Source organism: Nostoc sp. 2RC, assembly GCF_014222165.1.
Classification (GTDB): domain Bacteria; phylum Cyanobacteriota; class Cyanobacteriia; order Cyanobacteriales; family Nostocaceae; genus Nostoc; species Nostoc linckia.
Genome location: NZ_JACKZU010000066.1, coordinates 1 through 26173, shown reverse-complemented (window position 1 = coordinate 26173; position 26173 = coordinate 1). Strand labels below are relative to the sequence as shown.

At 41.0% G+C, this 26173-nt stretch carries 22 protein-coding genes and 1 pseudogene; 13 read left to right on the top strand and 10 right to left on the bottom strand.

What is annotated here, in order from left to right:
* Positions 1-1405 (top strand): tetratricopeptide repeat protein (locus tag GNE10_RS10445; RefSeq protein ID WP_185565118.1); only part of this gene is annotated, 1405 nt, incomplete at its 5' end.
* Between the two features lie 453 nt (positions 1406-1858).
* Here the strand turns inward: GNE10_RS10445 and GNE10_RS10440 are convergent.
* From GNE10_RS10440 to GNE10_RS10430, 3 genes are all read right to left on the bottom strand, one after another.
* Complete coding sequence (locus GNE10_RS10440) at positions 1859-2587, bottom strand: hypothetical protein (protein ID WP_185565117.1); 729 nt, start codon at positions 2585-2587, stop codon at positions 1859-1861.
* Positions 2588-2590: 3 nt separating this feature from the next.
* Positions 2591-4558: a M23 family peptidase gene (locus GNE10_RS10435; protein WP_185565116.1), complete on the bottom strand. Its 1968-nt coding sequence runs from the start codon at positions 4556-4558 to the stop codon at positions 2591-2593.
* A 113-nt stretch (positions 4559-4671) separates the two neighbouring features.
* Positions 4672-4980, bottom strand: a complete 309-nt coding sequence (locus GNE10_RS10430; protein WP_185565115.1) for a hypothetical protein — start codon at positions 4978-4980, stop codon at positions 4672-4674.
* A gap of 130 nt (positions 4981-5110) precedes the next feature.
* Between GNE10_RS10430 and GNE10_RS10425 the strand changes: the two genes are divergently transcribed.
* The 3 genes from GNE10_RS10425 to GNE10_RS10415 all read left to right on the top strand — a co-directional run bounded on the left by GNE10_RS10425 (position 5111) and on the right by GNE10_RS10415 (position 8745).
* Positions 5111-5809 carry a hypothetical protein gene (locus GNE10_RS10425; RefSeq protein WP_185565114.1) on the top strand — a complete coding sequence of 233 codons (699 nt, stop codon included), beginning with the start codon at positions 5111-5113 and terminating at the stop codon, positions 5807-5809.
* Between the two features lie 373 nt (positions 5810-6182).
* Positions 6183-6737: a hypothetical protein gene (locus GNE10_RS10420; protein WP_185565113.1), complete on the top strand. Its 555-nt coding sequence runs from the start codon at positions 6183-6185 to the stop codon at positions 6735-6737.
* Positions 6738-6966: 229 nt separating this feature from the next.
* A complete protein-coding gene (locus GNE10_RS10415; protein WP_185565112.1) occupies positions 6967-8745 on the top strand; it encodes a bifunctional 3'-5' exonuclease/DNA polymerase in 1779 nt (592 codons plus the stop codon).
* A gap of 21 nt (positions 8746-8766) precedes the next feature.
* Here the strand turns inward: GNE10_RS10415 and GNE10_RS10410 are convergent, their stop codons facing one another.
* Positions 8767-10023 (bottom strand): RNA-guided endonuclease TnpB family protein, encoded by a 1257-nt coding sequence (locus tag GNE10_RS10410; RefSeq protein WP_185565111.1) that lies wholly within the window; start codon positions 10021-10023, stop codon positions 8767-8769.
* Positions 10024-10353: 330 nt separating this feature from the next.
* Here GNE10_RS10410 and GNE10_RS10405 point away from each other — a divergent pair, with 330 nt between their 5' ends.
* Together GNE10_RS10405 and GNE10_RS10400 are read left to right on the top strand one after the other, a co-directional pair.
* A complete protein-coding gene (locus tag GNE10_RS10405; RefSeq protein ID WP_185565110.1) occupies positions 10354-10656 on the top strand; it encodes a hypothetical protein in 303 nt (100 codons plus the stop codon).
* A gap of 278 nt (positions 10657-10934) precedes the next feature.
* Positions 10935-11150 carry a hypothetical protein gene (locus GNE10_RS10400; protein WP_185565109.1) on the top strand — a complete coding sequence of 72 codons (216 nt, stop codon included), beginning with the start codon at positions 10935-10937 and terminating at the stop codon, positions 11148-11150.
* 24 nt (positions 11151-11174) lie between these two features.
* Here the strand turns inward: GNE10_RS10400 and GNE10_RS10395 are convergent, their stop codons facing one another.
* Positions 11175-11816, bottom strand: coding sequence for a hypothetical protein (locus tag GNE10_RS10395; RefSeq protein WP_185565108.1), 642 nt, complete (start codon positions 11814-11816; stop codon positions 11175-11177).
* A gap of 164 nt (positions 11817-11980) precedes the next feature.
* On the bottom strand, positions 11981-13063 hold the full coding sequence (locus GNE10_RS10390) for a site-specific integrase (protein WP_185565107.1): 1083 nt from the start codon (positions 13061-13063) through the stop codon (positions 11981-11983).
* Positions 13064-13342: 279 nt separating this feature from the next.
* Here GNE10_RS10390 and GNE10_RS10385 point away from each other — a divergent pair, with 279 nt between their 5' ends.
* Together GNE10_RS10385 and GNE10_RS10380 are read left to right on the top strand one after the other, a co-directional pair.
* The gene (locus tag GNE10_RS10385) at positions 13343-13852 is read left to right on the top strand and encodes a hypothetical protein (RefSeq protein ID WP_185565106.1); all 510 of its coding nucleotides are present in this window, start codon (positions 13343-13345) and stop codon (positions 13850-13852) included.
* 180 nt (positions 13853-14032) lie between these two features.
* Positions 14033-15751, top strand: a complete 1719-nt coding sequence (locus tag GNE10_RS10380; protein WP_221642801.1) for an NACHT domain-containing NTPase — start codon at positions 14033-14035, stop codon at positions 15749-15751.
* A 16-nt stretch (positions 15752-15767) separates the two neighbouring features.
* On the opposite strand, the gene GNE10_RS10375 is transcribed toward GNE10_RS10380, so the two are convergent.
* Both GNE10_RS10375 and GNE10_RS10370 read right to left on the bottom strand, forming a co-directional pair.
* Positions 15768-16250: a hypothetical protein gene (locus GNE10_RS10375; protein WP_185565105.1), complete on the bottom strand. Its 483-nt coding sequence runs from the start codon at positions 16248-16250 to the stop codon at positions 15768-15770.
* 55 nt (positions 16251-16305) lie between these two features.
* Positions 16306-16989: an NACHT C-terminal helical domain 2-containing protein gene (locus tag GNE10_RS10370; protein ID WP_185565104.1), complete on the bottom strand. Its 684-nt coding sequence runs from the start codon at positions 16987-16989 to the stop codon at positions 16306-16308.
* Positions 16990-17603: 614 nt separating this feature from the next.
* Here GNE10_RS10370 and GNE10_RS10365 point away from each other — a divergent pair.
* The gene (locus GNE10_RS10365; RefSeq protein ID WP_185565103.1) at positions 17604-19472 is read left to right on the top strand and encodes a CHAT domain-containing protein; all 1869 of its coding nucleotides are present in this window, start codon (positions 17604-17606) and stop codon (positions 19470-19472) included.
* A gap of 18 nt (positions 19473-19490) precedes the next feature.
* Here GNE10_RS10365 and GNE10_RS10360 read toward each other — a convergent pair whose 3' ends face one another.
* Positions 19491-21971: a tetratricopeptide repeat protein gene (locus GNE10_RS10360; protein WP_185565102.1), complete on the bottom strand. Its 2481-nt coding sequence runs from the start codon at positions 21969-21971 to the stop codon at positions 19491-19493.
* Entirely contained in the window at positions 21961-22107 is a 147-nt protein-coding gene (locus GNE10_RS10355) for a hypothetical protein (RefSeq protein ID WP_185565101.1), read from the bottom strand. Before GNE10_RS10355 ends, GNE10_RS10360 begins: the two co-directional genes overlap by 11 nt.
* A gap of 290 nt (positions 22108-22397) precedes the next feature.
* Here GNE10_RS10355 and GNE10_RS10350 point away from each other — a divergent pair, with 290 nt between their 5' ends.
* The 4 genes and pseudogenes from GNE10_RS10350 to GNE10_RS10335 form a co-directional block, all read left to right on the top strand.
* Positions 22398-23303 carry a hypothetical protein gene (locus GNE10_RS10350; protein WP_185565100.1) on the top strand — a complete coding sequence of 302 codons (906 nt, stop codon included), beginning with the start codon at positions 22398-22400 and terminating at the stop codon, positions 23301-23303.
* A gap of 61 nt (positions 23304-23364) precedes the next feature.
* Positions 23365-25047 (top strand): CHAT domain-containing protein, encoded by a 1683-nt coding sequence (locus GNE10_RS10345; RefSeq protein WP_260446852.1) that lies wholly within the window; start codon positions 23365-23367, stop codon positions 25045-25047.
* A 68-nt stretch (positions 25048-25115) separates the two neighbouring features.
* Positions 25116-25712 (top strand): hypothetical protein, encoded by a 597-nt coding sequence (locus GNE10_RS10340; protein WP_185565099.1) that lies wholly within the window; start codon positions 25116-25118, stop codon positions 25710-25712.
* A gap of 59 nt (positions 25713-25771) precedes the next feature.
* A pseudogene (locus tag GNE10_RS10335) lies at positions 25772-26173 on the top strand (hypothetical protein); the annotation flags it as partial.

Sequence of the window (26173 nt, the reverse complement as noted above, 5' to 3'; positions counted from 1 at the left end):
CCAGAAAATTTTAAAAAATTTAATAGCAAGTTTAAAAACTATTTGTCTCAATGGATTAGGCAATGTTTTCTATTGTTTAGGAAATTATAGCAAGGCAATTGATTACCAACAGCAGAGCTTGGCTATTGCCCAGGAAATAGAAAATCGTCATATAGAGAGAATGGCATTCACAGGTCTGGGGCTTGCTTGGAATGGACTAGGTAACTATGCTAAAGCAATTGAGTACCAGCAGCAGAGTTTAGCTATTGCACGGGAAACTCAAAACCGATTGGGAGAGGAGCAAGCTTTGGGGAATCTGGGAATCGCTTACTTTTATTTAGGTAACTATGCTAAAGCGATTGAGTACCAGCAGCAGAGTTTAACAATTGCACGAGAAATTGGCGATCGGCGAGGGGAGAGGGCTTCTCTAGGAAACTTGGGAAGTGCTAACGATGCTCTAGGAAACTATAGTCAAGCCATTGAGCATTACCTCCAGTGTCTAGCGTTCGCACAAGAAATTCAAGACCGCCCACAGGAAGGACAGGTTTTGGGAAATTTAGGAGCCACTCATCATGCTTTGGGAGACTATCGTAAAGCAATTGATTATCACCAGCAGCGTTTAGCGATTGCACAAGAAATCCAAGATCGTCATGGTGAAGGGCAAGCTCTCGGAAATCTGGGAGCTGCCTACCATGCCATAGGAGATTATGACACAGCAATTGATTACCAGCATCGGCGTTTAGCCATTGCGCGGGAAATCCAAGACCGCCAAGGAGAAAAAGCTGCTTTGGGAAATTTGGGAAATGCATATTGTATAACCGGACTTTACACCCAAGCGCTTGAATACTATCTACAGTGTTTGGCCATTGCACGGGAAATTCAAGACCTTTGGGGAGAGGAGCAGACTCTGGGCAATTTGGGAACTTTTTACTATGCCATAGGAGATTATGGTTGTGCAATTGATTACCAACAGCAGCGTTTAGCTATTGCGCGGGGAATCAAAGACCGTCAAGGAGAGGGACAAACTCTGGGCAATTTGGGAGACGTTTACTATGCTATGGGAGATTATGACCAAGCAATTGATTACCAACAGCAGCGTTTAGCTATTGCGCGGGAAATCAAAGACCGCTTAGGAGAGGGGATTGCACTATGTAGTTTAGGGACTGTGCTAGTCCAACTTGAGCAGTATAAAAATGCTCTAGAATACTTGCAGGCATCATTGAAGATTTGTAAAGAGATTGATGATTGCTATACTGAAGCACACGTTCTCAAAAGTCTGGCAGAAATTTATCAGAATCTAGGTAATAGCAGTTTGGCTTATGAATGTTGCACTCAGGCTTTAGCGATCGCCACCGAGTTAGGTATACCCTTAGTTCAAGAGTGCGAGCAATTGAAAGAAAGATTGGATTGGTGTCAAGAAGCTTAGGAAGTAAGATGCTACGATCACCTGCTGAAAGTTAGTTGACGACTGGCTTTGCCTGTTTTCGGAGATGTCTAATCTCAACTTACGCCGTGCAAATGTAATAAATAGCCTTTAAATCCTTACCCTGTAATCAATCTGGCTTTTGACGCACATATTAGTGTACCCATGTAAGCCCTGGAACTATTGGTACAACTGGGGTAAGCTAAAAATTGGGGGGGTCAATGCCTCAAATTCTCAACGCATACGCCCCTTTGACAATTGTAAGGGCGTAAAAGCGATTCAAAAAACATTGAAAGTCGCTCAGGTCAACAGTTAGCTAATTTTTATATTTCCATTCCTTCTGACTTGGTTTTAGGCGCAGTAGCAACAGTTTGGCGTTGGGAAGAGGTTTTATATGAAAATACCCTGCCGTAGCTAAGATGACTATGGCAGAGTTTTCTTCCAGCTTTCAAGTTATCAACTTTGGGATTTTTTACCAGTAGTGAAAAGCTGACTATCAGCAAGTTGATAGCCAGTGCCATTGAAACAAAAATTCAATTGACGTAGCTGCTCTTGCTCGGTTTGCAGTACCTTAATGCACGGTAATGCCTGACCTCGGTTCTCTCCCACTGACAACAAATGCTTACCTGGTGGCAGATTGGAATTCAAGTAACTCAAGAATACCTGAGTAATTGGTTTGTCCTTTCTGAGCCAGTAACCAGTATGCAGACATCCCAAAGTACCACAGACATCAGGCGTATTCAAGTTCAAAATTGCGAACCTGCCGTCTTTTCCTTCCACACTCCAAGCCAGTATATTTTCAGCAGATGCTTTGGCATTCAACTCTGTATTTTCTACAATCACCTGTTCAATTACACGATCGGGCACAACATTAGCAGCTTTGTTCCAACTAACGGTTGCCGCATTTAAGCTACAGCCCCCTAAGCTAATGAGAATTGACAGCAACAAAAAGATGCCCAAACCAATGCGAAACCAATGAACCCAGTAGCGTACCCTCATAGGAGGTGCTGGTAATTGATATGCAGTTGTCTTCAATGGTTGAGACTGAGTAGGGGAGGCGGAGTCAGAATAAACTCCCTTTCCTTCCGGTGCTTGCCCAAAGTGTATTTTTGAATTGGTATCAGTATCAAATATTTCTTTTATCTCATGGGCTGAGGTAATAGAAGTTTTAGATAAATCTGTCATACTCTACCTCCAATTTTCAGTATTTTTAGCAGTGCTGATGTAGCTAAAATTTACATTGGGAGAACAGGTCAGCGTTCCATTATTGCTATTACTGTTGCGATAACTAGCTAAAGCGGTTTTGCCGTAATCTTTGAGACTGAGACGACCGAGGGCATCTGAGCCATTTCCATCAACTTTGCTGTAATCACCACCAAAATGCTTTTGAGCCACTCGTTCAATTAGGCGATCGCCCGTAAATGGCTGTCCTGTAGCCGGATCGATTTGCTCTTGTGTCACTTGAATTTTGTTAGCCATATCAGCCATAAATGCCCTATCTTGGTCGGCTGGAGGAAAAAACTCAAATAGTTCAGCCTCTGTTGGTTGATGCCCTTGCTCCACTTGACTCAGGAACTTTTGACCTCCAGGCTTGGCAACAATTAACTGCACTGCATAGGGGTTATAACTCATAAACTGGTAGCGACCAAGAGCGCGACCACAATTTAAACCCCTATCTGCACAGGTATGTATGCCAATGGCTTTGTAATCCCCGCTACCAGCGCTCTCAATTTCCGCGATCGCATTTGAGAGCGATCGCAAATCAATACCAGAGAATGATTGACCTGTTATCGTCCGACTACCATTACTAAACGTGCATGGATTAATCTTCTCTATTACTCCAGTACGGTTGGTAGTGCTAGCTTTAGGCTCTCTTGTAGCTCCAGTTGGTAGAGACGCAGTATTTGTCCTCTGTTCACTCAAATTGCCTACAAATATCAGAGAATTAACCTTGTAGCTGAAAAAAGGAACAGGCCCGATAAAATAAGGTGTACAACCAATTCGCCAAGCACAAAACCGAAAGAACAAAGCCGTATCTACCGTATCAGTCGTTTCATCCGGCTCCATTACCACCACCTTAAAAGCTTTACCAAATGGTAGCCGTCCTGTTGGTTCCCGACCGTTGTTCACTGCTTTCAGGATACCCCGTCCGCCCTCGACTTCTTGGTATTTACCGGAAATCCACTGTTTACCTTCCAACTTACTGCGATCGCTACGACCTGCATTTTCCAAATCATCCAATTCTAAATAAGCGCAGTCTTTTTGGGTACAAGGCACAGAAAACCCTTGCACATCGGAACCAGAAATCGTATTGTTACGGCGGTTTTCTGCTGGCCCATGAACTACATCAATCCGCATTACCAAATTACCAATTTCAGTGATGGGATTAGGCATTGATCCTAAAGGTACTTGTCCCAAACCAGGAATATCCGAAACATTGCTATTCATCCAACCTGTAAATTGTTGTAGCTGTACTGCATCTAAGTTAGGAATTGAAGAGATAGAAAACTCTGACAAATCGATTTCTCCCAACTTCATTTGCCCAACTTCATACTGTGTTAGTACCTGAGCTAGTGTTAAATTAGATGCAGCAATTCCCTTAGATTTTAGTAAGGTTGCAACAGGTGTAATATTGTTTACTTGTGTCTTAGCTAATTCGGGAACAACCTGAGCTAGATGGCTCAATGTCTGCTCCCCAATCAGAGGAAATTTACTCAAGGCAATTTTGTTTAAATCTATACTGTCAATGTCTGCGTTTGTCTCTGGTTGTGTGCCCAGAGCGATCGCTTGAATCGCCTGTAAAGAAAACTCCTCTGCCTGTAATGCTTCACTGATATCTCCTAACTTCAAATATTGGTCAGGAGTCATACCCACATTCCAAGTGCGACTCAGGTCATAACCCAGTGTTTGACTGTAAGGACTGCCATCAATTGCACCGGATTGACTGATACCTGGTAGCTGGGCTAGAGAAATGCGGCTCCAGTCTGGGAGCAAAACTTTAGTAGCAGGTAGTCGAGACTGAGGATTTGCAACTTCTACAATTCGAGTTGGTAAATTGCCATCACCAATTGTGTTAATTGTAGCTTGTGCAGCGATACTATAAATGATACAAGTTATGACAACCAGAAGAGATATCCATGCTTTTGGTATCTTCATAATTACAGCTTTAAAAATGACAGCAACTACACCCCACTAAGCAAAGTGATTTATTGACTAAAAACCCAATTACTTGTTGCTTATGGGGTGTAGGAAGAGAGTGAAAATATGACTTATAACTCTAGCTCTGGGGATGCTGACTGTTGACTTTTCTTAGACTTGTAACCGGAGCCAGAGCCATATCCTGGTAATTGAGGATTGGGATTAGCAGCCGATTCAGTGTAAGGTGTATCCCCAAGATTGATTTCAAAAATATTCTCTTGATAACCATCCCTAAATTGGTCTGCTTGCAAGGGATTACTACTATCTCCAGAACTTAATTGCTCAACACCGTAACCTTCAGATTGATAGCCACTGCCAGACTGATAATTACTACTGTCGTTAGTATCAAGATTTTGATTAATTGTGGGTTCGTTATTCATTGACATTACCTAAAAAAGCTGTATCAATGCCAGCATAAAAAGATTTATCTAATATCAGCCTTCACCTATTGGACATTAATTTTTTAGCCAATTGGCTATTTTTGGTGATGCGCTCATATCGAGATGACAAATGGAGCAAATGAATTTAATTTCACCAGAAGTAATGGCAGAAATCAGTGATGGTAATAGTACCAAACTGCCAGACAACACCCGAAAAATGCTGCAAATTCTGGCAAGTTTAAATACACCAAAAGAATTATTAGCAAGTCTTTTGGAAATAGCTGAATTTTCCCTACACCATGTTCGCTACCTTGCAGGGCCATTGATAATTCATCGCAGTCCTTGGAGTGATACGATTCCCCAATGGCTGAAGTTTGCTTGTATTCAGGAGCGATTGGAACTTATCTTCACTGAATACGAACAGGATCGGGTTGGTGTTTCCAGCACAGCCACAGAAGTTCTTACCTACATGATGCCAGCAACTTACGAAGCTCCTCTACATAGAGACTACGCTGACCTTTATCTTTGGGTAGGTAATGAAGTTTTAACCAAATACAATAAATTACCAAAGGATTGCAAGAGTTTTTATGAATTTATAGGTGATGGTGATACGAGCAATGCCAGCAATAATCGCATCATTCATTTTAATCAGGTAAAAAATGAATTCAACTATCTTAGCAGGTCAATTCGACGCAGCATAGTTAAACACGCAGCACAAGAGGGATGGGGTAAGCGTAATGTAAATGCCAAGCCTAACTTAGACTCGACCCAAAGCACTCCAACTCCTAAACCTTCATCAAATTCAACTGTGCAAATTAGCTTGTTCTAAATTTTCCAGAAATCCTCAGTCTATTCAAATTTTCATCTGAGGATTTTTCTGTTAGGGGGAACCATAAAAATAAATCTCCAGCCGGATTAAGGAATTACTCATTGTGTTGCCAGGATCGCTTGTATAACGGTGTTGAGAGTCGGCTCTTTATTCGGTGTCCGTCTATTTGTACTGATGAAACCGAACGCGAATTTATGTTGAGCGGAGTCGAAACACAGCGTATCGTAAAGCCTGTGGCATTTTAGGCTGCGCCAACGCTTAGGGCGCAGCCTCAGAAGAAAAGAGAAGGGCTGGAGATTTATTTACGCTTATGTGTCTTAAATGGAAGCGATCGCTTCTTTAATTATGAACATAAATTTTCAAGTTAGTCATCATGAATACTCAAGAAATTCAAGAGATTTTAAATCATCTCATCATTGGAACTACAGCCTTATATACCGTTGTGATGGTCGTTGATTTCGTTGTGGGAATAGTCCATCTGTGGCAGAATTTTACACTCAACATCGAATACCATACCAGCAACACAACATCTGAAGAATCACACATTGAATCTAGTGATATTAAGAAATCTCTCAACTTGGAAAATCAGAATCAATCAACTAACCGTATTACATCAAAACCCGAACTTCAACCAGACAACTTTATTAGCATTGATGTAGACAAAATTGATTTACGGACAGCCAGAAAAATTGCCACTGCCATAAAAAAAGCTTCAAAATCTAATCCTGACTTAATTATCAAACAAAAAGTCAACAATAAATGTGTTCCTTTAGCCTGGTTGCAAGCACAGATTAAGCATCGTTTAGAACTGGCACCAGAAATTGTCACACCCATTATTAGAGAATTAGTTCCTACTGCTTTTACATCTGTTCGAGAAAATATTCAGCATTCTAACATTGCAAAAACAGGTAAACGTAAAGTCAGTTAATCATATAAAGAGAGGAATATCGATATGGCGGTTATCGCTCGGATGAGAAGACAAAAGTACTTGCTGTATAATCTTCCCAGCAAAGTTTTTGTATCTCCCTCAACTGCACACCGCTATAGTATTACCTCTCTTTAATAGGTTTTCAAATCTTTGTAAAAAACTAAATATTTTGAAGTTGCTAGATATACAAGCTATCGCTTCTAGGTGAGAAATTCAAATTAAATTCATTATGGCTACAAGCTTAATAAATACAAATAACACCAGTATTTATACTCCACAATATACTCTTGTTTCCAATGTTTCAACTCTTAATTATGCTCTCCAACCTCTGTTTCAGGCAGAAGTTTTAGCCATAGATTGTGAAACAACAGGACTTGACCCTCTAACTGATTCTATTAGACTGATTCAAATAGCTGCACCAAACCGTCCGGTACTGCTAATTGATTTACCAGCTATTCCCAAAAGCGATCGCCCACTTTTAAAACAACTCCTTAGTAACTCTGCTGTCAAAATTGCTCATAATGCCAAGTTCGACTGGCAATTTCTCACACTCGCAGGACTTAAACCCTCTGGTCAATTCTTTGATACCCAACTTGCTTATAAAGTTCTAACCGCAGGATTAAAAACAAGCTCATCCTTGCAAAATATAGCTAAAAAGCTACTACACCTTCAACTAGATAAAACTCAACAAATCAGCGATTGGTGTAAACCTCTTAAATCGGTTCAATTGCATTATGCTGCCGTAGATGCTGCCATATTACTTGACCTTTATCCAATTCTCTTCAAGAAGTTAAAGCAGGCAAAGTTACTCAAAATTGCCCGACTGGAATTTCAGTGTATGCCTGTTGTAGCTCAAATGGAACTTAACGGAATGCTATTTGACTTGTCTCGATGGCAGATACTGGGTGCAAAACTAGAAGCTGAAAAAACAGATGCTTTAAACCAACTCAAGCAACTCCGTATTGCTAGCTCTCAGATGTCATTGCTGCCAGAACTGACAGATGCAGTCAACCCGAATTCACCTCAGCAAGTTTTGGCTGCTCTACAAGCTATTGGTATCAAAATTAACTCAACTAATCAAAGTAAATTAGTTTCTTTAGCTGCACAGTATCCCATAATTCAAGCATTGCTAGATTACCGCCGTCTATCCAAAATTATCGGCACTTTTACCGAGAAACTACCCCAGCACATCCACCCCAAAACTGGGAGAATTCATCCCAACTATTATCAATTAGGAGCAAAATCCGGTAGATTTTCTTGCCGCAAACCACCTCTACAAAATATTCCCCGTGATGAAGCAGCTCGTAGCTGCTTTATTGCTGCCCCTGGCTATAAAATTATCAAAGCCGATTACTCCCAAATAGAACTACGAATTATGGCTCGGCTCAGTAGTGATACAAAGATGTGCCAAGTCTATCGCCAGGGGGCTGACTTACATCGATTAACAGCATCTCTAGTAACTGGAAAACATATCAATGAAGTGACTGAAGAAGACCGCAGACTAGCAAAAGCAATAAACTTTGGATTAATTTTCGGTATGGGCGCTGCCAAACTCCAAATTTACGCCCAAGTAAAATATGGGGTGGCAATGACATTAGAACAAGCAAAAGCTTTCAGAAAACGATTCTTTGAAGCTTATCCTGGAATAGCTAGGTGGCATGAAAACATCAAACGTAAATACATCCAAGGCATTAAGGAAAGTCGTACACTAGCAAACAGACGACGGAGATGGGTAAACAAGCCCCGACTATCAGAGCTATTTAACCATCCAGTACAAGGTTTAAATGCCGACATCAACAAATTAGCTATGGTAAAACTTTCAACGACCTTAGCTAAATTCAGAACAAAACTCATCTGTGTAAGACATGATGAAATTGTACTGGAATGTCCAGAGACTGAAGTTGACCAAGTTAGCCATATATTACACAATTGTATGGTTGCTGCTGCCCAAAAGTTTCTTAGCCCTATTCCAGTTGTTATAGATATTGACATCCTCCCCAACGTATAGACGGATGGGGATTCCTAAGAATTACTTCTTAGGTTTTCTGGTTGCTCCCAAAAGGGTTTTCGGCACTTGGCTAGGTATCTCTACCCCCGCTAGTTCGCCTGCACAGACAGTTTCCATTCCCCGATTGTCCACGGGTACTACATTCAATCCACGCAACAACACCATCTCGGCAGCCGCATGATCTCGATGAGTTCGATAACCACATTCAGGACAAATATGCTCTCTTTCGGAGAGTGGCTTTGTCACAGTCGCTTGACAACGCGGACAAGTCTGGCTAGTACCGTTGGGATTGACGCGCATGAAAAATACGCCCCGTTTCCAACACACCCATTTAAGCAAGTCCAAGAATGCACCGAACGAAGCATCAACGCATTCTTTGCGGAGCATCCCTCGGTTAAGACCAACCGTGTTGAGGTCTTCTGCAAAGATAGTTTCAGCTTGGTCACAAAGCTTGTGAGCGGTTTTGAGATGGAAATCCTTGCGTTTATCGGCAATGTGATGGTGTAACCGCGCTACTTTGATTTGAGCTTTTTCCCAATTAGCAGAACGTTTTTGTTTTCGTGCAGCCCGACGTTGCAGCAATTTCAGCTGGCGGTGTTGGGAGCTGAGAAACTTAGGACGTTCAAAAAAGCTACCATCCGAGACAGTTACAAATCGCTCCAATCCGAGGTCAATTCCAATCGCTATACCGTGAACGGGAACCTCAGGAACCGACACGTCAGATTGAATCGAGACAATCACATACCATTGTGTTCCACGAGCCTTCGACAAAACTCTTGCCTGTTTGACTTTAAACCCGTCAGGGATGGGGCGACTCAAACTAATTGGCATACTACCAATCTTAGGCAATTTAATCTCATATCCATTGATCGGGTTGTCTTGGAATTGTGGGAACAAAAAAGATTTGAACTGTCCAAACTTCTTAAACCGAGGGAATCCAAACCCACGCTTTTGAAAAGACTCCCAAGTATCATGCAATCTACGAATCGTGGTTTGCAACACTTGAGAATGAACGTTTTTAAGTTCTGTCCAAGATTCTTTAAGTTTGGGCAAATCGTTTTGCTGACGATGATAGGACGGAAATGGAGTGTTAGCGGGAATAATGTACTCTCGCTCAATCGAACACCTGTCTATCATGCATTTACGCGAATTTATCCAATCTTTCAATTCACGCAAGGCTCGGTTGTAGACTTGGCGCGACGTTTCCAGCCATTCAAGCATCAGTGCCGATTGGTTAGTGTTTGGATAAATTCGGTAAGTGTAATTTATTGTCAACATATAAATATTTTCCCATATAGATATACCAGTGGTAACGCTATGCCAAACAAGAGATTGACAATTTCTCGTCTACCCACAAGGGGTGTACCTCGCAATTGTCCGAAGCACCATTCCCACCCTATCCACTATTTCTGGCTATTCCTGAATCGGTATTCTAGCCATTATAAATAACAGAACTATTTTAACTATATCTGCTTACGCAGATTGAGAGTGAGTCAAGAGTTTAAAACCCGCTTAATTGGGTTTTATTTGTCTGTCTATAAACTCTGTGACTGACAAATACCTGATGTAATAAATGAGTTTAAATATTTACATATTTGAGGTGTATCAATGTCTAACCCCCGGATTTTAGGGGCAAGAGAAATTCATCTAATTTCACTCTACAGTCACTGGGAATTTGGTATGAAACCAGAAGAATTTTATGCCAAATGGAATGTGAGTTATGAACAAATTGCCTTAATATGCTGTCGTTCTGATTCTACGGTCCGAGGTTGGTTTAAGCAAGGTAAATTTAGACGCTATCCTCAGCCTAATGATTTACGACATTTGGCATTCATGGACTTTTTACTGGAACATTTTGAAGAAGTTCCCGAACAACTTTGGCAATTGCTATGTCTGACTCATTCGCCTTGATATCAATAACATTTCTATTCTACATATAGCAATCCGGTTTGATTACTGAAAGGTTTTTAAAACAAAAGCTTTGCCCTGCAAGGTTTTCAGACTCAGTACACAATATTTCATTCCAGTCGGAACGCTATATATCTGTCCAATAAATCTAATGCACGCATAATTATAATTGTCAATATCAATTTGACCTGTCTTTGAGTATACCTCCTCGTTTAAGGTAAATATTGGCGATTTTAAAGCACATAGCATGGTTATTTTACAGCATTTTTAAGGGGTAGAATATGACTTATTCTGAGCAATTAAAACCGTGGTGTATTGTCCGTGATATTCCCAATCAAGAAAATATTGTTGTGACAAGATTTCGCCGACGTGATGATGCTGTTGCTTATCTACAAGTGTTGAGGCAGTCAGGCAGAGATATTGCTTTTCAAATCATTTTTAATGCTCAAAACGTCAATATGCCACGGGAAAATAAAGCTTTGAACAGTTCCTTTTGAGAAGATTTGAAAATAATAAAAATACTAACTTGCCGGATGATATAACCCCGTATTTTCGTTAAATTCCCACCCCATACCCGATTTATCCTTGCCCTTGCACCATGCCACAAAAAGCGGTGGGTGCAGTTTAATTCGCTGTTCGCGTACTGTTTCTTGACTTACACCAAGTCTGGTAGCTAAGTTTTCTTCGGTTAATGGTTGGATTCGTGGACTTTGCCTTTGATAGGATGAATTGTTATAGTACGATTTCTTGCTCCGTCTCGGTTGGTTGTTGAGATAATTTTGAATTTTAATAATCGCTTCAGCCAACTGTGTCATTCGGGCTGTTATCTGTTCAATTTTTTCTGATAAATCGCCGAGATTATCGATTGCTCCGATTTCGTTGCTCTTAGATTCATTTGAAAACTGTGACTCCAGCTTATCAAGTCGTGAGCAAATAGCTAATATCGTTTCATTCGTATAACCGAGGTTACTATTGTTACCAGCAACCAAGTACTCCTCAACACTTGCCTTAATCTTAGAGTCCAAGCGTTTATCTAAATCATTGCCACCAATTGCATCAAGGTCATCTAGGGAATCATCTAGGTAGAGTTCGATAAATTGGGTGAGCGTGGCTGTTGCCGTCGTCCCTTTCGACTTACAACGGGCGATAAACTGCTCCCACATCTTTTGGTCGCAGTTAAAAGATGCCAGTTTCTTGTTTTTCCCTGTTTGGCTCATGTCTAGGTACTATCTAGGTAAATCTGGACTGTCCGCGACCGAGTGAGCGTGTCATCCATCTTGATAACTACCTTGACACTATCATGGTGCGCATGAGTGCGATTGCTTTTTTACCTATGTTTGCTTTTTTTACGCAGTGCGTGAGAAGTCCCAACACGCCCAACATGGTGAATGTACTTTGCAGTTGTCGCTGGAGAAGCATGGCCCAAATCTGCTTGCAAGTCAAAATCAGAAGCTCCATTTTTCTTAGCCAGCGTTGCGTGAGTGTGGCGCAGAAAGTGGGCGCTGAACTTAATTCCCGCACAAGCAGAAATTTCTTCCATCATCAGTCGCAACCCGCGATCGCTTAAAGGTTTACCCCTATCCCGCCGACTGGGACTAGGAAACACCGGCCGATCGTTGCCTGCATCGCCACGGTAATCCAGTAACACCGCACTAGTCTCCGGATCGAGACTAATGGTTCTAGTTTTATTTCGTTTCCCCGTCACAGTTAACAACAGACAGTCCCCATCCTCCCGAAACTGCCGCCAAAATAACCCCGGCGTAATTACGCGCTTACCATAATCAGAAGTTTGCCGCGCAATTTCTCCTGCCCTCACCCCACTGTAAAACATGAGAGTAAACAGCAGCCAATGCATCTTATTAGTATTGTGTTGCAAGTCTACTGCCATCGCCGCTTTTTCCAACTTAGCAATCTCGCGTTCCGACAGAATGCGCTCTGCGAGCTTATCGTCCCACTGGATGCTTAAGTCCTTGCCCAAGTCGATAGCAAAATAACCAATAGAAGCTCTAGTACCCCACTCCCACAAACTTTTAATCGCCGCCGTGTATTTAGCCGCAGTATTTTTACTAATTCCATAAGTATTTTTATTTCCCCGTACTGGCTTTTCATCCTTGAGCCAAGCCAGATAAGCGTGTAGATGGAATAACGTTACCATCCTCAAATCAGATATCCCAAACTGCGACTGCATATAATCGACAAGCTCATAACCAATTTGCCGATATGCCCGTCGCGTTTGGTCGCTTTTAATAGTGACAGAATGCACCCATAGCTCAATTAGCTGCTCCGTCGAATTAATTCTCTGGCGGTTGGGAAAATAATAATCCACAAGCGCAACACGAGCTTCATCAAGCGGCAGAGTCACCACCTCCACAGCAAGTGATTCCACGCTTAATACAGGTAAATTTTCCATAAGATAAATCCCCAACCCCCACTGATAATTATGATGCCGAGAATCACAATTCCCGGTATCTTTATGATAGTTGTTTCCAGGAGACGATTAAATTGCTCATCTAGAATCATCTATATCGTATATACGCGGATATCCCATATGCGATGATGGTAGTGGGGAAAGTTGGGGAAGTAAGGGGAGATAGGGAGGTAGGGGGAGTAAGTAAATATTAGAACTCGAAGCAAATGGTTAAAGAACTGGTTAGAAATCACTTCTCCACAACAAAAGCGCGAGGGACTGGTGGAATATCCGCAGATAAATATAAAACTTCTGTCTGAAAAAGACCGGGAGTTGGTGAAGCAGGCCAAGCAGCGTGCTGAGGAGTTGCGCCTCACTTTTAAGGAGTTTGTGCTGGATTGTATTAGAAATGCACTTGTGGAAGAGAGTCCGGATGATGCAGATAGTGCAACTGCTGCCGAAATTGAAGCTTTGAAAGCTCAAATCGCCGCCCTGGAAGAGAAGGTGAATATTCCTTCTGCGACCAAAACGGAAGTACATACCCTCCAGGAGCGGTTAAATCAATTGCGGGTGGGGATTTCAAATGAAATTAAGAAAGATAGGGAGCAACTTGCTTCTTTAACGCTGGCGATCTCCCGACTTGAAAGCCAAATTGAACAGTTGGTGCCTTCCTTAAATCTTCAGGTAGATGGCGAAGGTGATGCCGACAGTGATAGCGATTGGATTTTTGGGGAAGGCTCAGGTAGTTTGGGAGGAGAAGATGTTGAGGATACCCGAACTGATGGAGCATGATGGGAGAAAATGGAAATTAATAGTTTAGGGATTAACAAAAATCGGTTATTGAATACTTATGTAGACGAGACGTGATAATAGTTACCTAAATCTTAGGTATTGCTTTTTAAATAAATTGTTGATGAAATTCCCCTGCTTTAAGACGCACGATAATTTCGACTAGCTAGGAAAGGATAATAAATGACTTGCCCTGATGAGTTAGTTTCTATACTGGACCGCATTCTCGACGGTAGTGCAGATGAGGCGGATATTGCCATATTGCGTCAATCCCTCAAAGCAAGCGGTGGTCAAAATGTTGTGCAGTTGGGGAAGTACAACGTCAATCTTGGTGAAGGGAAGGATATTCATATCGGCGACAAGGTTTATCAAGGAGCCGACGCACAGACTATTCGCAGCATAATCCTGGAAGTATTGTCCCAGAACACGCGAAAATTAGAAATCCACTGGCACAATATCAGTCAAGCTATGCTGTCCGAGCAGCAGCCACTCACGACAAATCCGCTCACATCAGGCGAGGGAATTACGTATCGAACAGAGCAGGTGTATGTGCCTTTGGGGCTGGTGGAGCGTAAAAAGCTAACTCGGCGACGCGAGGATGTTTCACCAGAGCAGGGTTCGGAACTTTACCGAGAAACGGAAATTACCCAAACGTTTGAGCATCAGCAGTTTCTAGAGCAGGTGTTGAGGCAGAGGCTAAGCCCCCAAAGTCAGAGAAGACACATTGCAATTATTGGCGAACCAGGGGCGGGGAAAACGACGCTGTTGCAGCAGATTGCTCATTGGGTATCGAGAGAGATGGCACAGTCGGTTGTGATTTGGGTATCTTTAGCTCATTTGGGATCGCGTGAACTGGAATCATATTTGTTAGAGGTATGGTTGCAAGCAGTAGCCCGGAAAGTCGGACAAGCCAAAGCATCTACCCAGGTTGAAGATGATTTTGTAGCTCAGTTTAACCAGGGGTTGGTGTGGCTGTTGCTGGATGGTGTTGATGAAATGCAGGCGACGGTGGGCAACCCGTTAGGGGAGATTGAGCGGCAAATTAAGAGCGGTACTTTGCTACAAGAGGCGCGGATTGTGCTTTCCTGTCGGTTAAATCTTTGGGACGGTGGTAGTAACCCCCTGTATCCTTTTGATATTTATCGCACCCTGGAGTTTTCTTATCCCCAGCAGGTGGAGCAGTTTATTGGCAATTGGTTTGGCTCTCTACCTTCAGCAGAAACGCAGACAGGGCAACGGTTGTGTGCGGCGTTGAGGGAATCGGGTAAAGAGCGAATTCGAGATTTGGTGAAAAATCCGTTACGGCTGACGCTGCTGTGTTTCAACTGGTATTTGGGTGAGGGGAAGTTACCAGAGACGAAAGCGGGGTTGTACGAGCAGTTTGTGGCGGATTTTTATGAGTGGAAGAAGGGGCTGTTTGCGACTACAGGGGAGCAGCGCAAGCAGTTGAATGCGAAGTTGGGAGAGTTGGCGCGGGAGGCGATTGATAAAGAAGCAACGCGGTTTCGGTTGCGGCAGGAATTTGTGTGCGAGTATTTGGGTGAGCCGGATGATCCAGATTCCTTGTTTAGGTTGGCGTTGCGGTTGGGATGGTTGAATAAGGTGGGGGTGGATGCAGACAATCCCAGGAAGGGGGTGTATGCGTTTTTCCATCCGACATTTCAGGAGTATTTTGCAGCCAAAGATTTTTGCGATCGCGCTGATTTTGCCAATCTCGCCAAGCACATAGGAAAAAAAACTTGGAATGAGATATTTATATTATCTGTAGAGATGACAAATAACCCTGATACACTACTGCGGTTAATGAAAAACCAAACAGACCAGTTAGCCAGTTCATATCCAAAGCTACAGCAATTTTTGAACTGGATATATCTGAAAGCTGAATCTGTAGAAGTACCTTGAGGTGATCCTAACCCCTTTATTTTCCCTTGAGTCGATCAAGCTCCTGCTGAATTTTCTGATTTTCGTCCCAAAATTGCTTCACCTCAGTATGTAACTCAGAGTTAGTTTTCTTCTGCGAAGAAAGCTTAAATTTAACAATCTCTTTATTCTTTAACAAAGCAATTATGAATTCTGTCACTTTTTTTTCATCTTCCTCAGACATTGATGACCAAACTTTCACTATTTCAGCTTTCCCGCGTGCTTCTACATCAAATGTCTCTTCATTTTTTTTAGCTCTTTTTATTAGTTCTGCTACTATCATGCTGATTAAAAAATATGTTTCACTTACTTGATTTCCAATTTGTTGAGTGAGTCCAGAAAGGTTGTCTAGACTTAGCTGACTGAGATAATTTCGTAGTTCTTCTCGACTTAGTTTGCTGAAATAATTTTTTAATCCTTCAAGTTTTATTCTTATTTGATGTAGAAGATAATTCTCATCTTGATTTTCAGATTTGTTCATAATTCTGCCCTTGGAGGTTTTATCAAGGTTTAGTCAGACAATATTTGGCACTGATTTACTGCAATGTATCATCTAAAGGTAATAGTAAATTTGCTTCAATCTCTTCTTTTGTAGTATGAATGTCACAAGAAGCTTTATCCAAACATTCCACGAGGAGCTTATTAGCTTCAAAATATATTTGTAATTTTTTAATCTCGTATTCGTTAAATTGCCAGTTGTAACCAATATCTCGATATTTAATTAATATAGCTCTCAACTTCTCAGTCCAGTTCAAGCCATTTATTTGCCACCATTTAAGCAATTCTATATTGCCTAGATTGAGAAGTTCTCCCATGAGAACATTCAATGATTGCTCTAACTCAGAGTTGGGATTGCAAAATATAAATTCATTAGTAAGAATATCTTTAAAACAGCTAGCAAGGGTAAGGAGATAAAGATTAGTATCAGGCAAGTTGGGATCGAGAGAGAGTTTTTCATTGATATCGATTGCAAGCGTGAGGATGGCAGTGAGAGCGCGATCAAGAACTAAGTTGTAATCAACGATAGATCTGCGTTCATAATCAAGGGCAATGGTAAAAATATAGCTGAGAGACAACTTAGGGTTGAGAGTCTCGGCAAGAGCATTGGCACAGTCGCCAATATAGTCGCTATTACGGTTTAGATTTAGCGCGTGATCAAAGGTGTTTGCACAATAAAAAGCTCGAATTGAAGCGCGAAGCCTGCTGTAGTTAGGATTCATAGACTGATCGCAATAGCTTCAACTTCCGCTCCACCGATAAGTCTCATCCTGCTCAACTTTCTCCCATTTGTCCTTACTGTTCCAACAATAACTCCAACCCCTCCTCGATGCGTGATAAGTTAAGGATTTTTTGGGTTTGTCAAGTGGCACTTTTTTTTGATGACGCGTAGGCGTAGCCATCTGTACGCATCGCTAGTCCAAAAATTGTGTTTTTCACCCCTGTTTTCGACAAAATTTTAAGCACTATATTCCCCATAACGGCATCTTACCGTGTAAACTTTGAATGCTGTCGTGGATGCGCGATCGCACTTGTTGCACTAAGTCATCAACTCGATTTGTTACCCTTAATTGGACTTTTTTTTAGATTTTTGAATACTGGGGTATGTTCCTCTGGGATTCCTTGCAGAGCGATCGCATCACAACCACTTAGACAATAAAACATTGGATGTATATTATTATTATATATTTCTAAATAACGTATAATTTTTAGCTTATCTACCCATAGATATATGCAACTAAAAAAACTGACTATCTCTTCACTACTATTTTTTCTAGGTCTCACATCAATCATCCTACCAAATGATTTTTTGAGGATAGCTGGAAATCCACGTACCTTGGCTCAGACTCCAATCGAGCAGCAAAAAGAAATTTCCTCAAAGATAGAGTTGTTAGAAAGTAGAGAGCGATCTGTTGTAGCAGAACTCAATCAATCTGGTACTTCCTCTAATTATGACAGTAATTTTGGTACTCTATACGACATTGGATTTGAATATTTTAAATTAGCTCAACTCTCTGAAAAACTTGGTTATCTTTCCCAAAAAAATACTGCTTTAGCGGGTGCAGAACGTTTACTCACTATACTTGCAAGTAAACTCAGTGTTTTTTCATACAAGCCTACGCTTAGGGAATGTAACTCTAGCACATCACCAGATGGTTTTAAATTTAGTTTTACTTGCTCAATAAACGGTGGTGATGCTTCTTCGGCAATTCTTAGATACCAAACAGGGCCCTTAGAGAATAATACTTTCAAACTTCTTCAACAGGTTTATATTGCACAAAATCGCCAAGAAGATGCGTTATTAGCTGCTGAATACGGTAGAACAATCCAGGTAGATAAAAATATTTTACTTAATTTAAAGGGCAATTGGAAAAAATTTGTCAAAGATTCATCTCGCAGGTTAAGCATTAAGCATATAAAAAAGATTGCTAAAAATGAAAATTCTACAATTGTTAGCTACTCTATTATTTCCGACGAGTCTGCTCCAGGTCAAGTGAATATTCCACCAGCAAGTAAGCTTTATATTTGGGTTATTCGTCCTACAGGACAAATTTCCTTTGTTAAGCAGCCTATTCAATTGGAAATCTTGCAGGATGATGGACAGAATCGCTCATCTACTGAAAACTGCAAACCTTCAACTGATTTTTCGGATGATTGCCGTGGAGAGCAATTGACTGCCTTAGCACAGGGTATTGCAAAACTTCGTAGCTCTCTTGGAGTCAGAGAACGTGGTACAACCTCAAAGGTCCTCTCTTCACTTACACCAAAACAAATTACAGAACAAAATAGGCAATTAAATCAGCTTTATCAGCTTCTAATTGCGCCTATTCAAGATTTACTACCTTCTGTTTCGCAAGAACGTGTAATTTTTATACCACAGGGATCACTTTATTTCATTCCCTTTGCAGCTCTCAAAGATTCATCTGGAAAATATCTAATTGAAAAGCACACAATTCTGACAGCTCCTAATCTGCGTGCATTACTCTTAAGCAGTCGCAATCGAGAACGGAGTTCCTCTCGTAGCAAATATGCTTTAATTGTGGGAAACCCAACGATGCCCACTATTAAGCCAGATAATGCTATTTCACCTCAAAGACTAGAACCTTTACCAGGAGCAGCCAACGAAGCAATAGAAGTTGCCCAGCTTTTGAAGAAAAAGGAATTTGATGTTGATCTGCTAACAGATAATCAAGCGGATGAAAATAGAGTGACTCGTCGAATGCGAGATGCAAGAATCATTCACCTTGCAACCCACGGTATTATCGATACAGGCTCACACATACCTTTTCCTTTTGAAGATTTATATCCGCCTAAGATAGCATCAGGTGCAGTCGCACTCGCTCCATCCAAAGATGAGGACGGTTTGCTTGATGCGGCTGAAATCATCAAAATGAAACTTCGGAAAACTGACCTTGTTGTCTTAAGTGCTTGTAATACAGGTCGGGGACCTCTAACACCAGGAGGAGTAATTGGATTGCCATTCTCATTTAGTGTTGCTGGAGTTCCCAGCATTGTTGTATCTCTTTGGTCAGTACCAGATGATTCGACCGCGCAGTTGATGACCAAGTTTTATGGACATCTTCTCAATGACCCAAACACAGATAAAGCTCAAGCATTGCGTCGGGCGATGCTGGAAATGATGCAAAAAAATCCTGAGAATCCTAAAGAATGGGCAGCATTTACACTTGTTGGTTCAGCTAACTAAAATTACAGATTTAAACCCTTAATTATCTGAGTTATTAGTTTGCAAAACTAGTAATTTTTCTAAGTTAGTACGAATTTGAACCGTTATGGGATGATCAAAACCAATTTGTGTCTCCAAAATTTCTATTGCTTGAATGTATAAGGGTTGTGCTTCCGAAAAACGGTTCTGCTCTCGGTAAATTTTCGCTAAATTATTGAGGCTAATTGCTACATAAGGATGTTTTTCACCTAACAACAGTTTTCTCATATTGAGTGACTGTAAGTAAAGAGGTTCAGCCTCTAAATAACGTTCTTGCAAGTCATACATATACCCCAGATTATTCAAACACGTTGCAACATTTGGATGTTTTTCACCCAACATTTTCTTTTGTAATTCCAAAGCTTGAAAAAGCAGAGGTTCAGCTTCCAAATATTTTGCTTGAGCAAGATAGAGCATTCCCAAGTTATTTAAACCATCTGCTACGTTAGGATGCTCTTCACCTAGCAATTGTTTAGAAAGTTCCAATGCCTGTATGTAGAGAGGTTGTGCTTGATTGTATTGCTCTTGTAAGTTATAGCAGTATGCTAAATTACTAAGGCTTGTGGCAACACGTGGATGCTGAACTCCCAGTAATTTTTTCCGCATTTCTAACGCTTGAATAAATAAAGGCTCTGCTTCGTGATAGCGTCCTTGCTCGTTGTGGAGCATTGCCAGATTATTTAGACAATCGGCTATCTCCGGGTGTTCATTTCCGTATGTTTGTTTCCATATTTCCAATGCTTGTGTGAATAGAGTTTCTGCTTGTATGTATCGTCCTTGCTTAGAAGCAAGTACAGCCAAACTGTTAAGACTATCTGCTACATTAGGGTGATTACTTCCTAGTAGATGTTTTCGCATTTCTAATGCGTTCATATATAAAGATTCAGCTTCTGTGTACCGCCCTTGAGATTGATAAATTCTTGCCAGATTACTGATGCTAGTTGCAATCTCAGGGTGTTCAGTTCCAAGTCGCTCTTCTGCTTTGATACGGCATTGCTCGTACCAAATTTCTGCTTGATTATAGAATCCTTGGCTTTCGTAGAAACGACCTAAACCTGCAAACGGCTGAATGAGTTCTTGATCGCTTAGGTAATTAATTAAGGTTGTCCCAGCTTCAGCAACATGAGGCATCATTGGTGTCATCTGCAAGAGAAATTTTAGAGTAGGTGACTCTGGAATTTGTTGAGCAATTGATGCCATAACTTGACAAAATTTCTGTTTTTGAGCATCTGCTTTATCTATCTCAGAATATTTTTCTTGCAGAAATTCTCGAATGAGTCTATGTAATTGATAAATACTGTCTGCCTTACGTTGTAGAAGGTGTAGATTCACTAAATTGTCATCTCGGATCTCCTCTAAGTCATCTGGATCTTCATTGGAAGCAACCTGTTCAACTAACTTCCAAGGAATAGGAGTGATGGCAAACAAGCTCAATAGAAAGGCTAAGTTCTTTGTTGAGTCATCTAAAGTATCCCAACTTAAGTTAAAGGCTGCTGACACTCCCAGTGGTTTCGTCATGTCAGAGTCTGGTTTTTGCAGCGATCGCTCTTCTAAGCGTTTCTTCTCTAATCTTTGCTGGATTTGTGCAATGGATAAATCTGGTTTGCGATCTAGGTATCGCCCCACCAATTCTAGCCCTAGAGGTAAATAGCCTAACCAGCCACAGAGTTGTTTAGCGTCATTTAAGGTTTCATGAATACGATCTTTTCCCACTAACGATTCCAGTAGCTCTAATGCAGAGGACTCATCCAAAACCTCTATTTCCAGTTGTTTAACTGATTTACCTAGTCGCAATTGAGTTGTAATGAGTACTTTAAAGCGAGCTTCTGATGGCGGTAGGTAGGGTTTAATTAGTTTGTAATCTATGACATCATCAATAATAACTAGCACTTCTCCGGCTTGCCAGTGCGACCAACAAAACCCAACTTGACCTAGTAGGTCTAATTCCTCTGATGGGTTGAGTTGTAGACGCGATCGCCCAAATTGAACAATTTGAGACCCAATATTCAAACCTCTTGCCTGTAACCAGCAAATTCCCCCCAAATATTGTAGCTTGTACTTCAAGGCATATTGCAAAGCCAGTTCGGTTTTGCCAATTCCACCCATACCCGTGATTGCGGTCACAGTAATTCTTTGGTTGTCTTGGAGCAATTGGTACAGGGTATATAACTCGTGATTTCGACCAATAAATTCCACCACACCGCTGCGAGGTAAGTTTTCAACAATTCCAGTTGCTTTAGGAAGTTGCTTTTGAACAACCTCAATAAGTGCTTGAATTGCGTCATCATTCCACGTAACAAAGACGCGATCGCCAATCTGAATATCCTGTCCCTGACCAATATTGACGTTGTATTTGCCTAATTGTAATAATGCCTGATTATTGCCTTCCTTCAGAAATTGACGCAAAGTAGTGATATCTGCCTCAGCCTGCTTGCCTTCGACAAGGCGATCGAGAAGGTTACCTAGTTCCTCAGAGTTCATCGTTTTGTATAATCCTCATTGCGCGATCGCCTGCACTTAAAATTTGACGCAGAGTTTCTATATCTGCTTCTGTGTGGATTCTGCTGACAATACAGTCAAGAATGCTGTTAATGTCGTTATAACCGCCATCTTGCATAAGTTTTTGGTTTTATCTTACACAATTCAACACCTAAAACATTTAAGCTTTTCTTTAGCTTTTTTGGGCTTAAAAGCTGATAATAATTGGTTCTACCTCATATTCTGATACATATTAGAAATATCTTTCTATTAGCTTTCGTTTGCTAGCAAAATACTCTTGTATTGTAAAAATTATACTTATGAACCAAAAAATATTTAGGAATCGCAGTATCTACCTTTGTAGATTGTGTTGATATCGCCAAATGCTGATTTAGTAAAACGAAAGTTTCAACAAAGGAGACGGTGCAGATGAACGATGAGCTAACCCCTCCAAATCCAGAACAGACGGATGCTTTATTATCTGACTTGCTACAAGAAGTTCAGAAATGGGAGGGAACTCTCGCTGGTGGTACAAAACTAGGCATTGGGGCGGAAGCTGTTGACAGTCTGTTTAAAACAAAGGTCAGTTTTGGCAATCCTCAAGACAAGTTAATTCGCCTCACAGAGGAGACATTTAAAAATAGCGGTACTGAACTGATTGACATTTACAAGCAGCAGATGCGCGACCAGTTCGACTTTTATTACATGACTCACACCGTAGATTTACGTCCTGAGCGAGGCGCTCAGTTTTGGCGGTTAACCTGCGAACTAGATTTTGGGCCCAAAGGAAGCAAAGAGCCAATTATTCAAAGCCTATTTCCATCTGATAAATGGCACTCAGTAATGAGTTTTGGTGTAGGGATAGATGTGGGCTTAGGTGGTGATTTGGAATGGAGTTTAGGAATCGATAGCTCCCAGTTGGCTCAATTGTTGCCATCAATTCCTGATAACTTGAAAGCAAGCTTGTCTACTAAGGATAATTTCAAGGCGTTCCTTGCTGTTCCAGCTTACAACTATCAACTTGGTTACTCAGAAATTATTACTAACGGTGAAGGTAACTCTCTGTGTTACTGGCGTATTAATGATGACAATTTACAACGAATTGGGACAGCAAAATTTGCAATCGTCTTTAAAGTATCCAAGGGAACTGATTCGATAACTGTGCGGGGTACGGTATGGGCGGAACCGAAGATGAACTGGTTAACTTCTACTTTAGAAGATGTAGCTGCTGCCTTGTCGGAGCGTTTTCAGAGATTGTTGGGACAAGGGGATGGTGCTGCAAGCCAATTCGCCCGTGGTGGTGCCGAATTCTGGACTTTAACACTTCCGAAATAAACCTAATTCACTTCATTAAAATGTATGTATTGCTACGGCAAGGGTAAAAGCTAGTTTTGATATGAATAAAATTTATTATACTTACCGCATCCGTATAGCTAACGTTGAGCGCGTGCAGGTAGAAAAGTGGGACGCTCAACACAAGCTTTTGGGAGAACCTTCTGGTGTCTTTCGTTACAAAGATAATTTAGAAGAAATTAACTCCCTGATTAATACAGCACGAAATGGCGAAATCAAAAACTCTAAGCAAGCGCGTCTGGTTGGAGAAGTGCTATTTAATACTTTATTTGACGATACGCTGCGTCAGGATTTTGTAAATTTCCATTTCCAGGTTGTACAGCAAGAAAGCCAACTGTTGCGAGTCGAACTAGGCATTGATGAGAAAGGAATGCCTCAGATTGCTGCATTGCCTTGGGAATTTATGTGCTTACCTGGGAGTGCAAACTTGGGTGAAATTTGGATAAGTACACATCCAAACTTGGTCTTTTCTCGCCGACCTTACCAATGGCATCCAGCCCCACCAATTCAGCTAGAACAGGGGGAAAAGTTAAGAATTGCATTGGCGATCGCAGCCCCAAAGGATTTAGGTACAGTTGAGTATGAAACAGTAAAATCGGTACTGGAAGACTTAGCAAAGGAGCAATCTGAACGTATTGAGTTATTGCCAATTGTCAATCCAGCCACTCCTAACGCTATTGATGCTCTGCTAGAAAAACAGCCCCACATTTTCCACTTTATCGGTCATGGTCGTTTGCAAGATGAGGATGGGGAAGAAGTTGGACAAATTGCTTTAGTAAAAAAAGTATTTAACACAGCATCATGGGTAGATGCTGGAGGTTTTGCTGAGTTACTAAATCGACATCGCCCAGGTATTGTATTGTTGCAAGCTTGTGAAAGTGGAATGTCCTCTGCATCACAAGCTTTTGTAAGTGTAGCCTCGAAAATTGTGCAGCAGAATATACCTGTAGTCGTGGCTATGCAGTACGAAGTATCTAACTTAACGGCAAGTCAATTTGCTTACGAACTCTACGAGAGATTAGCCCAAGATAACCCGGTAGATATTGCCGCGCAAAATGGACGACGTACAGTTGCACTCGATACGCAGTATCGCAAACGCGATTTTGCTACCCCTGTCATCTTCATGCGTGTGCAGGATGGGTATTTATTTAAACGTGAAGTTGTGAAAGATGAGTTGCAAGGTGATAAGGTTTCAAGCGAGTCTAGCCAACAGCCTGCTGCAAAAGGTATTGCATTCCAACTAGGTAAGTATAATGTCAATATTGGCGAAGGAAAAGATATACATATAGGCGAACGCATATATCAACAGAAATCTACATCTCTAGCCTCGGAATTGATTGCTACCTTAAATAATACTAAGTTTCAGGGTAAAGAAGGAGAGCAAGGCGGTACAGGAAGCTTTTATCAGTATGAAATCTTCCTAGAGGATGTCATTCTTGAGAATGAGCAAGATCAAGATATTTATCAACAGTATAAGCTTAGTGGTAATTGGTCATCCTTTGTTTATAAATATGTTTATGTCTTCAACAAAGTCGTTGATACACCTTGGGGACATAACAAAAAACCTTATGGTCGCTTCCAGGTTGTAGTTAAAACTATAAATGGAGTTTTAGATCAGATTCAGGTTAAAGCTGATCGATATAACGATGATGCCAATAACTATGCAGCTAACAAAGTTGAGCAATTTATTGAGTCGAAGATAAAGGAAATAAAACACAAAAATTAAAGATTTAAGTTAAAGCCTATCTGATTTGCATATTTAAATTTTATTAAACTCTTGTGGGAAGGAACAGTGTGGCTAACCAAGATAATTTGAGTAACATTATTGAGCGTATCCTTAACGGAAGTCAGACTCAGGATGATATTGAACAACTGCGGCGATCGCTAAAAATAGTTGACGGTGTACTACAGTCAGTATCCCAAAACGGTAAGTTCAACACCAACATTGGGCAGATAATTGGCGGAGATATTCACATAGGCGATCGCATTTACCAGGGTGCTGATGCTGAGATAATCAGACGAATCTTTCAAGAAATTTTGGAGTTAAATGCAATTGCTCCCACTACCCCGTTTTACATCTATATAGTTTATCAAAATGATGAAGAGCTAAAAATCGATTCATATTCTTTTCCTTACAGTGACATCAAGAAAAATAGTGATTATCCTCCCTTCCTAGCCTTACTTAACCAACTCCCTAATCTGAACATTCAGCCTGAGATGTCTGTAGTGTTTCGGATAAGTGATGAAGTTACTCTTGATAGCACTAATGCAACAGATAATGCCAACACTGGGGTAATTGTTATTCCTCAAACTGTACTCGATTATTTTGAGGACTCGCATCTTGCTTTTACTTACATCAAAAGCTATATCGATAAATTCATGAATAGCTAACTGTGATGAAAGGTTTCGCTGAAGCAGTTTTTTACAAGTTAGTTATATAAGGGTAATAAATGAAGCTTAATCAACACCTTCAGGAAATTTTTAATCGGATTGAAAAGGGAAATGAAAGTGATGAGGATATAAGGGTTCTACATCAAAAACTTCTGGCTGGCGATCGCCAAATCGTATTGCAACTAGGTAAATACAATGTCAACATTGGTGAAGGTAGAGACATCCATATAGGCGAACGCATCTACCAAACCTGGGATGAACAAGCAATCCAAGCTTTAGTTCAAGCTATTCAACAAGTAACTTGGCGATGTGTTGCTAGTTTAACAGAGAATGATTATACTCAAATTGAAAGTCAATCCACTGGCATTCCAATTATAGATAAACTAGCCAAAAATTTAACTGATTTTTCTCAACAATCTGTGATGCGTTATGGATTAAAACTAGCTTTTAGTCCTCATCAA

Coding starts and splice junctions, on each gene's coding strand:
- GNE10_RS10345 (WP_260446852.1), top strand. CDS start 23,365: ATGAATAAAATTTATTATACTTACCGCATCCGTATAGCTAACGTTGAG.
- GNE10_RS10410 (WP_185565111.1), bottom strand. CDS start 10,023: ATGTTGACAATAAATTACACTTACCGAATTTATCCAAACACTAACCAA.
- GNE10_RS10415 (WP_185565112.1), top strand. CDS start 6,967: ATGGCTACAAGCTTAATAAATACAAATAACACCAGTATTTATACTCCA.
- GNE10_RS10435 (WP_185565116.1), bottom strand. CDS start 4,558: ATGAAGATACCAAAAGCATGGATATCTCTTCTGGTTGTCATAACTTGT.
- GNE10_RS10350 (WP_185565100.1), top strand. CDS start 22,398: ATGAACGATGAGCTAACCCCTCCAAATCCAGAACAGACGGATGCTTTA.
- GNE10_RS10355 (WP_185565101.1), bottom strand. CDS start 22,107: ATGCAAGATGGCGGTTATAACGACATTAACAGCATTCTTGACTGTATT.
- GNE10_RS10425 (WP_185565114.1), top strand. CDS start 5,111: ATGGAGCAAATGAATTTAATTTCACCAGAAGTAATGGCAGAAATCAGT.
- GNE10_RS10380 (WP_221642801.1), top strand. CDS start 14,033: ATGACTTGCCCTGATGAGTTAGTTTCTATACTGGACCGCATTCTCGAC.
- GNE10_RS10440 (WP_185565117.1), bottom strand. CDS start 2,587: ATGACAGATTTATCTAAAACTTCTATTACCTCAGCCCATGAGATAAAA.
- GNE10_RS10370 (WP_185565104.1), bottom strand. CDS start 16,989: ATGAATCCTAACTACAGCAGGCTTCGCGCTTCAATTCGAGCTTTTTAT.
- GNE10_RS10405 (WP_185565110.1), top strand. CDS start 10,354: ATGTCTAACCCCCGGATTTTAGGGGCAAGAGAAATTCATCTAATTTCA.
- GNE10_RS10360 (WP_185565102.1), bottom strand. CDS start 21,971: ATGAACTCTGAGGAACTAGGTAACCTTCTCGATCGCCTTGTCGAAGGC.
- GNE10_RS10390 (WP_185565107.1), bottom strand. CDS start 13,063: ATGGAAAATTTACCTGTATTAAGCGTGGAATCACTTGCTGTGGAGGTG.
- GNE10_RS10420 (WP_185565113.1), top strand. CDS start 6,183: ATGAATACTCAAGAAATTCAAGAGATTTTAAATCATCTCATCATTGGA.
- GNE10_RS10395 (WP_185565108.1), bottom strand. CDS start 11,816: ATGTGGGAGCAGTTTATCGCCCGTTGTAAGTCGAAAGGGACGACGGCA.
- GNE10_RS10375 (WP_185565105.1), bottom strand. CDS start 16,250: ATGAACAAATCTGAAAATCAAGATGAGAATTATCTTCTACATCAAATA.
- GNE10_RS10400 (WP_185565109.1), top strand. CDS start 10,935: ATGACTTATTCTGAGCAATTAAAACCGTGGTGTATTGTCCGTGATATT.
- GNE10_RS10430 (WP_185565115.1), bottom strand. CDS start 4,980: ATGAATAACGAACCCACAATTAATCAAAATCTTGATACTAACGACAGT.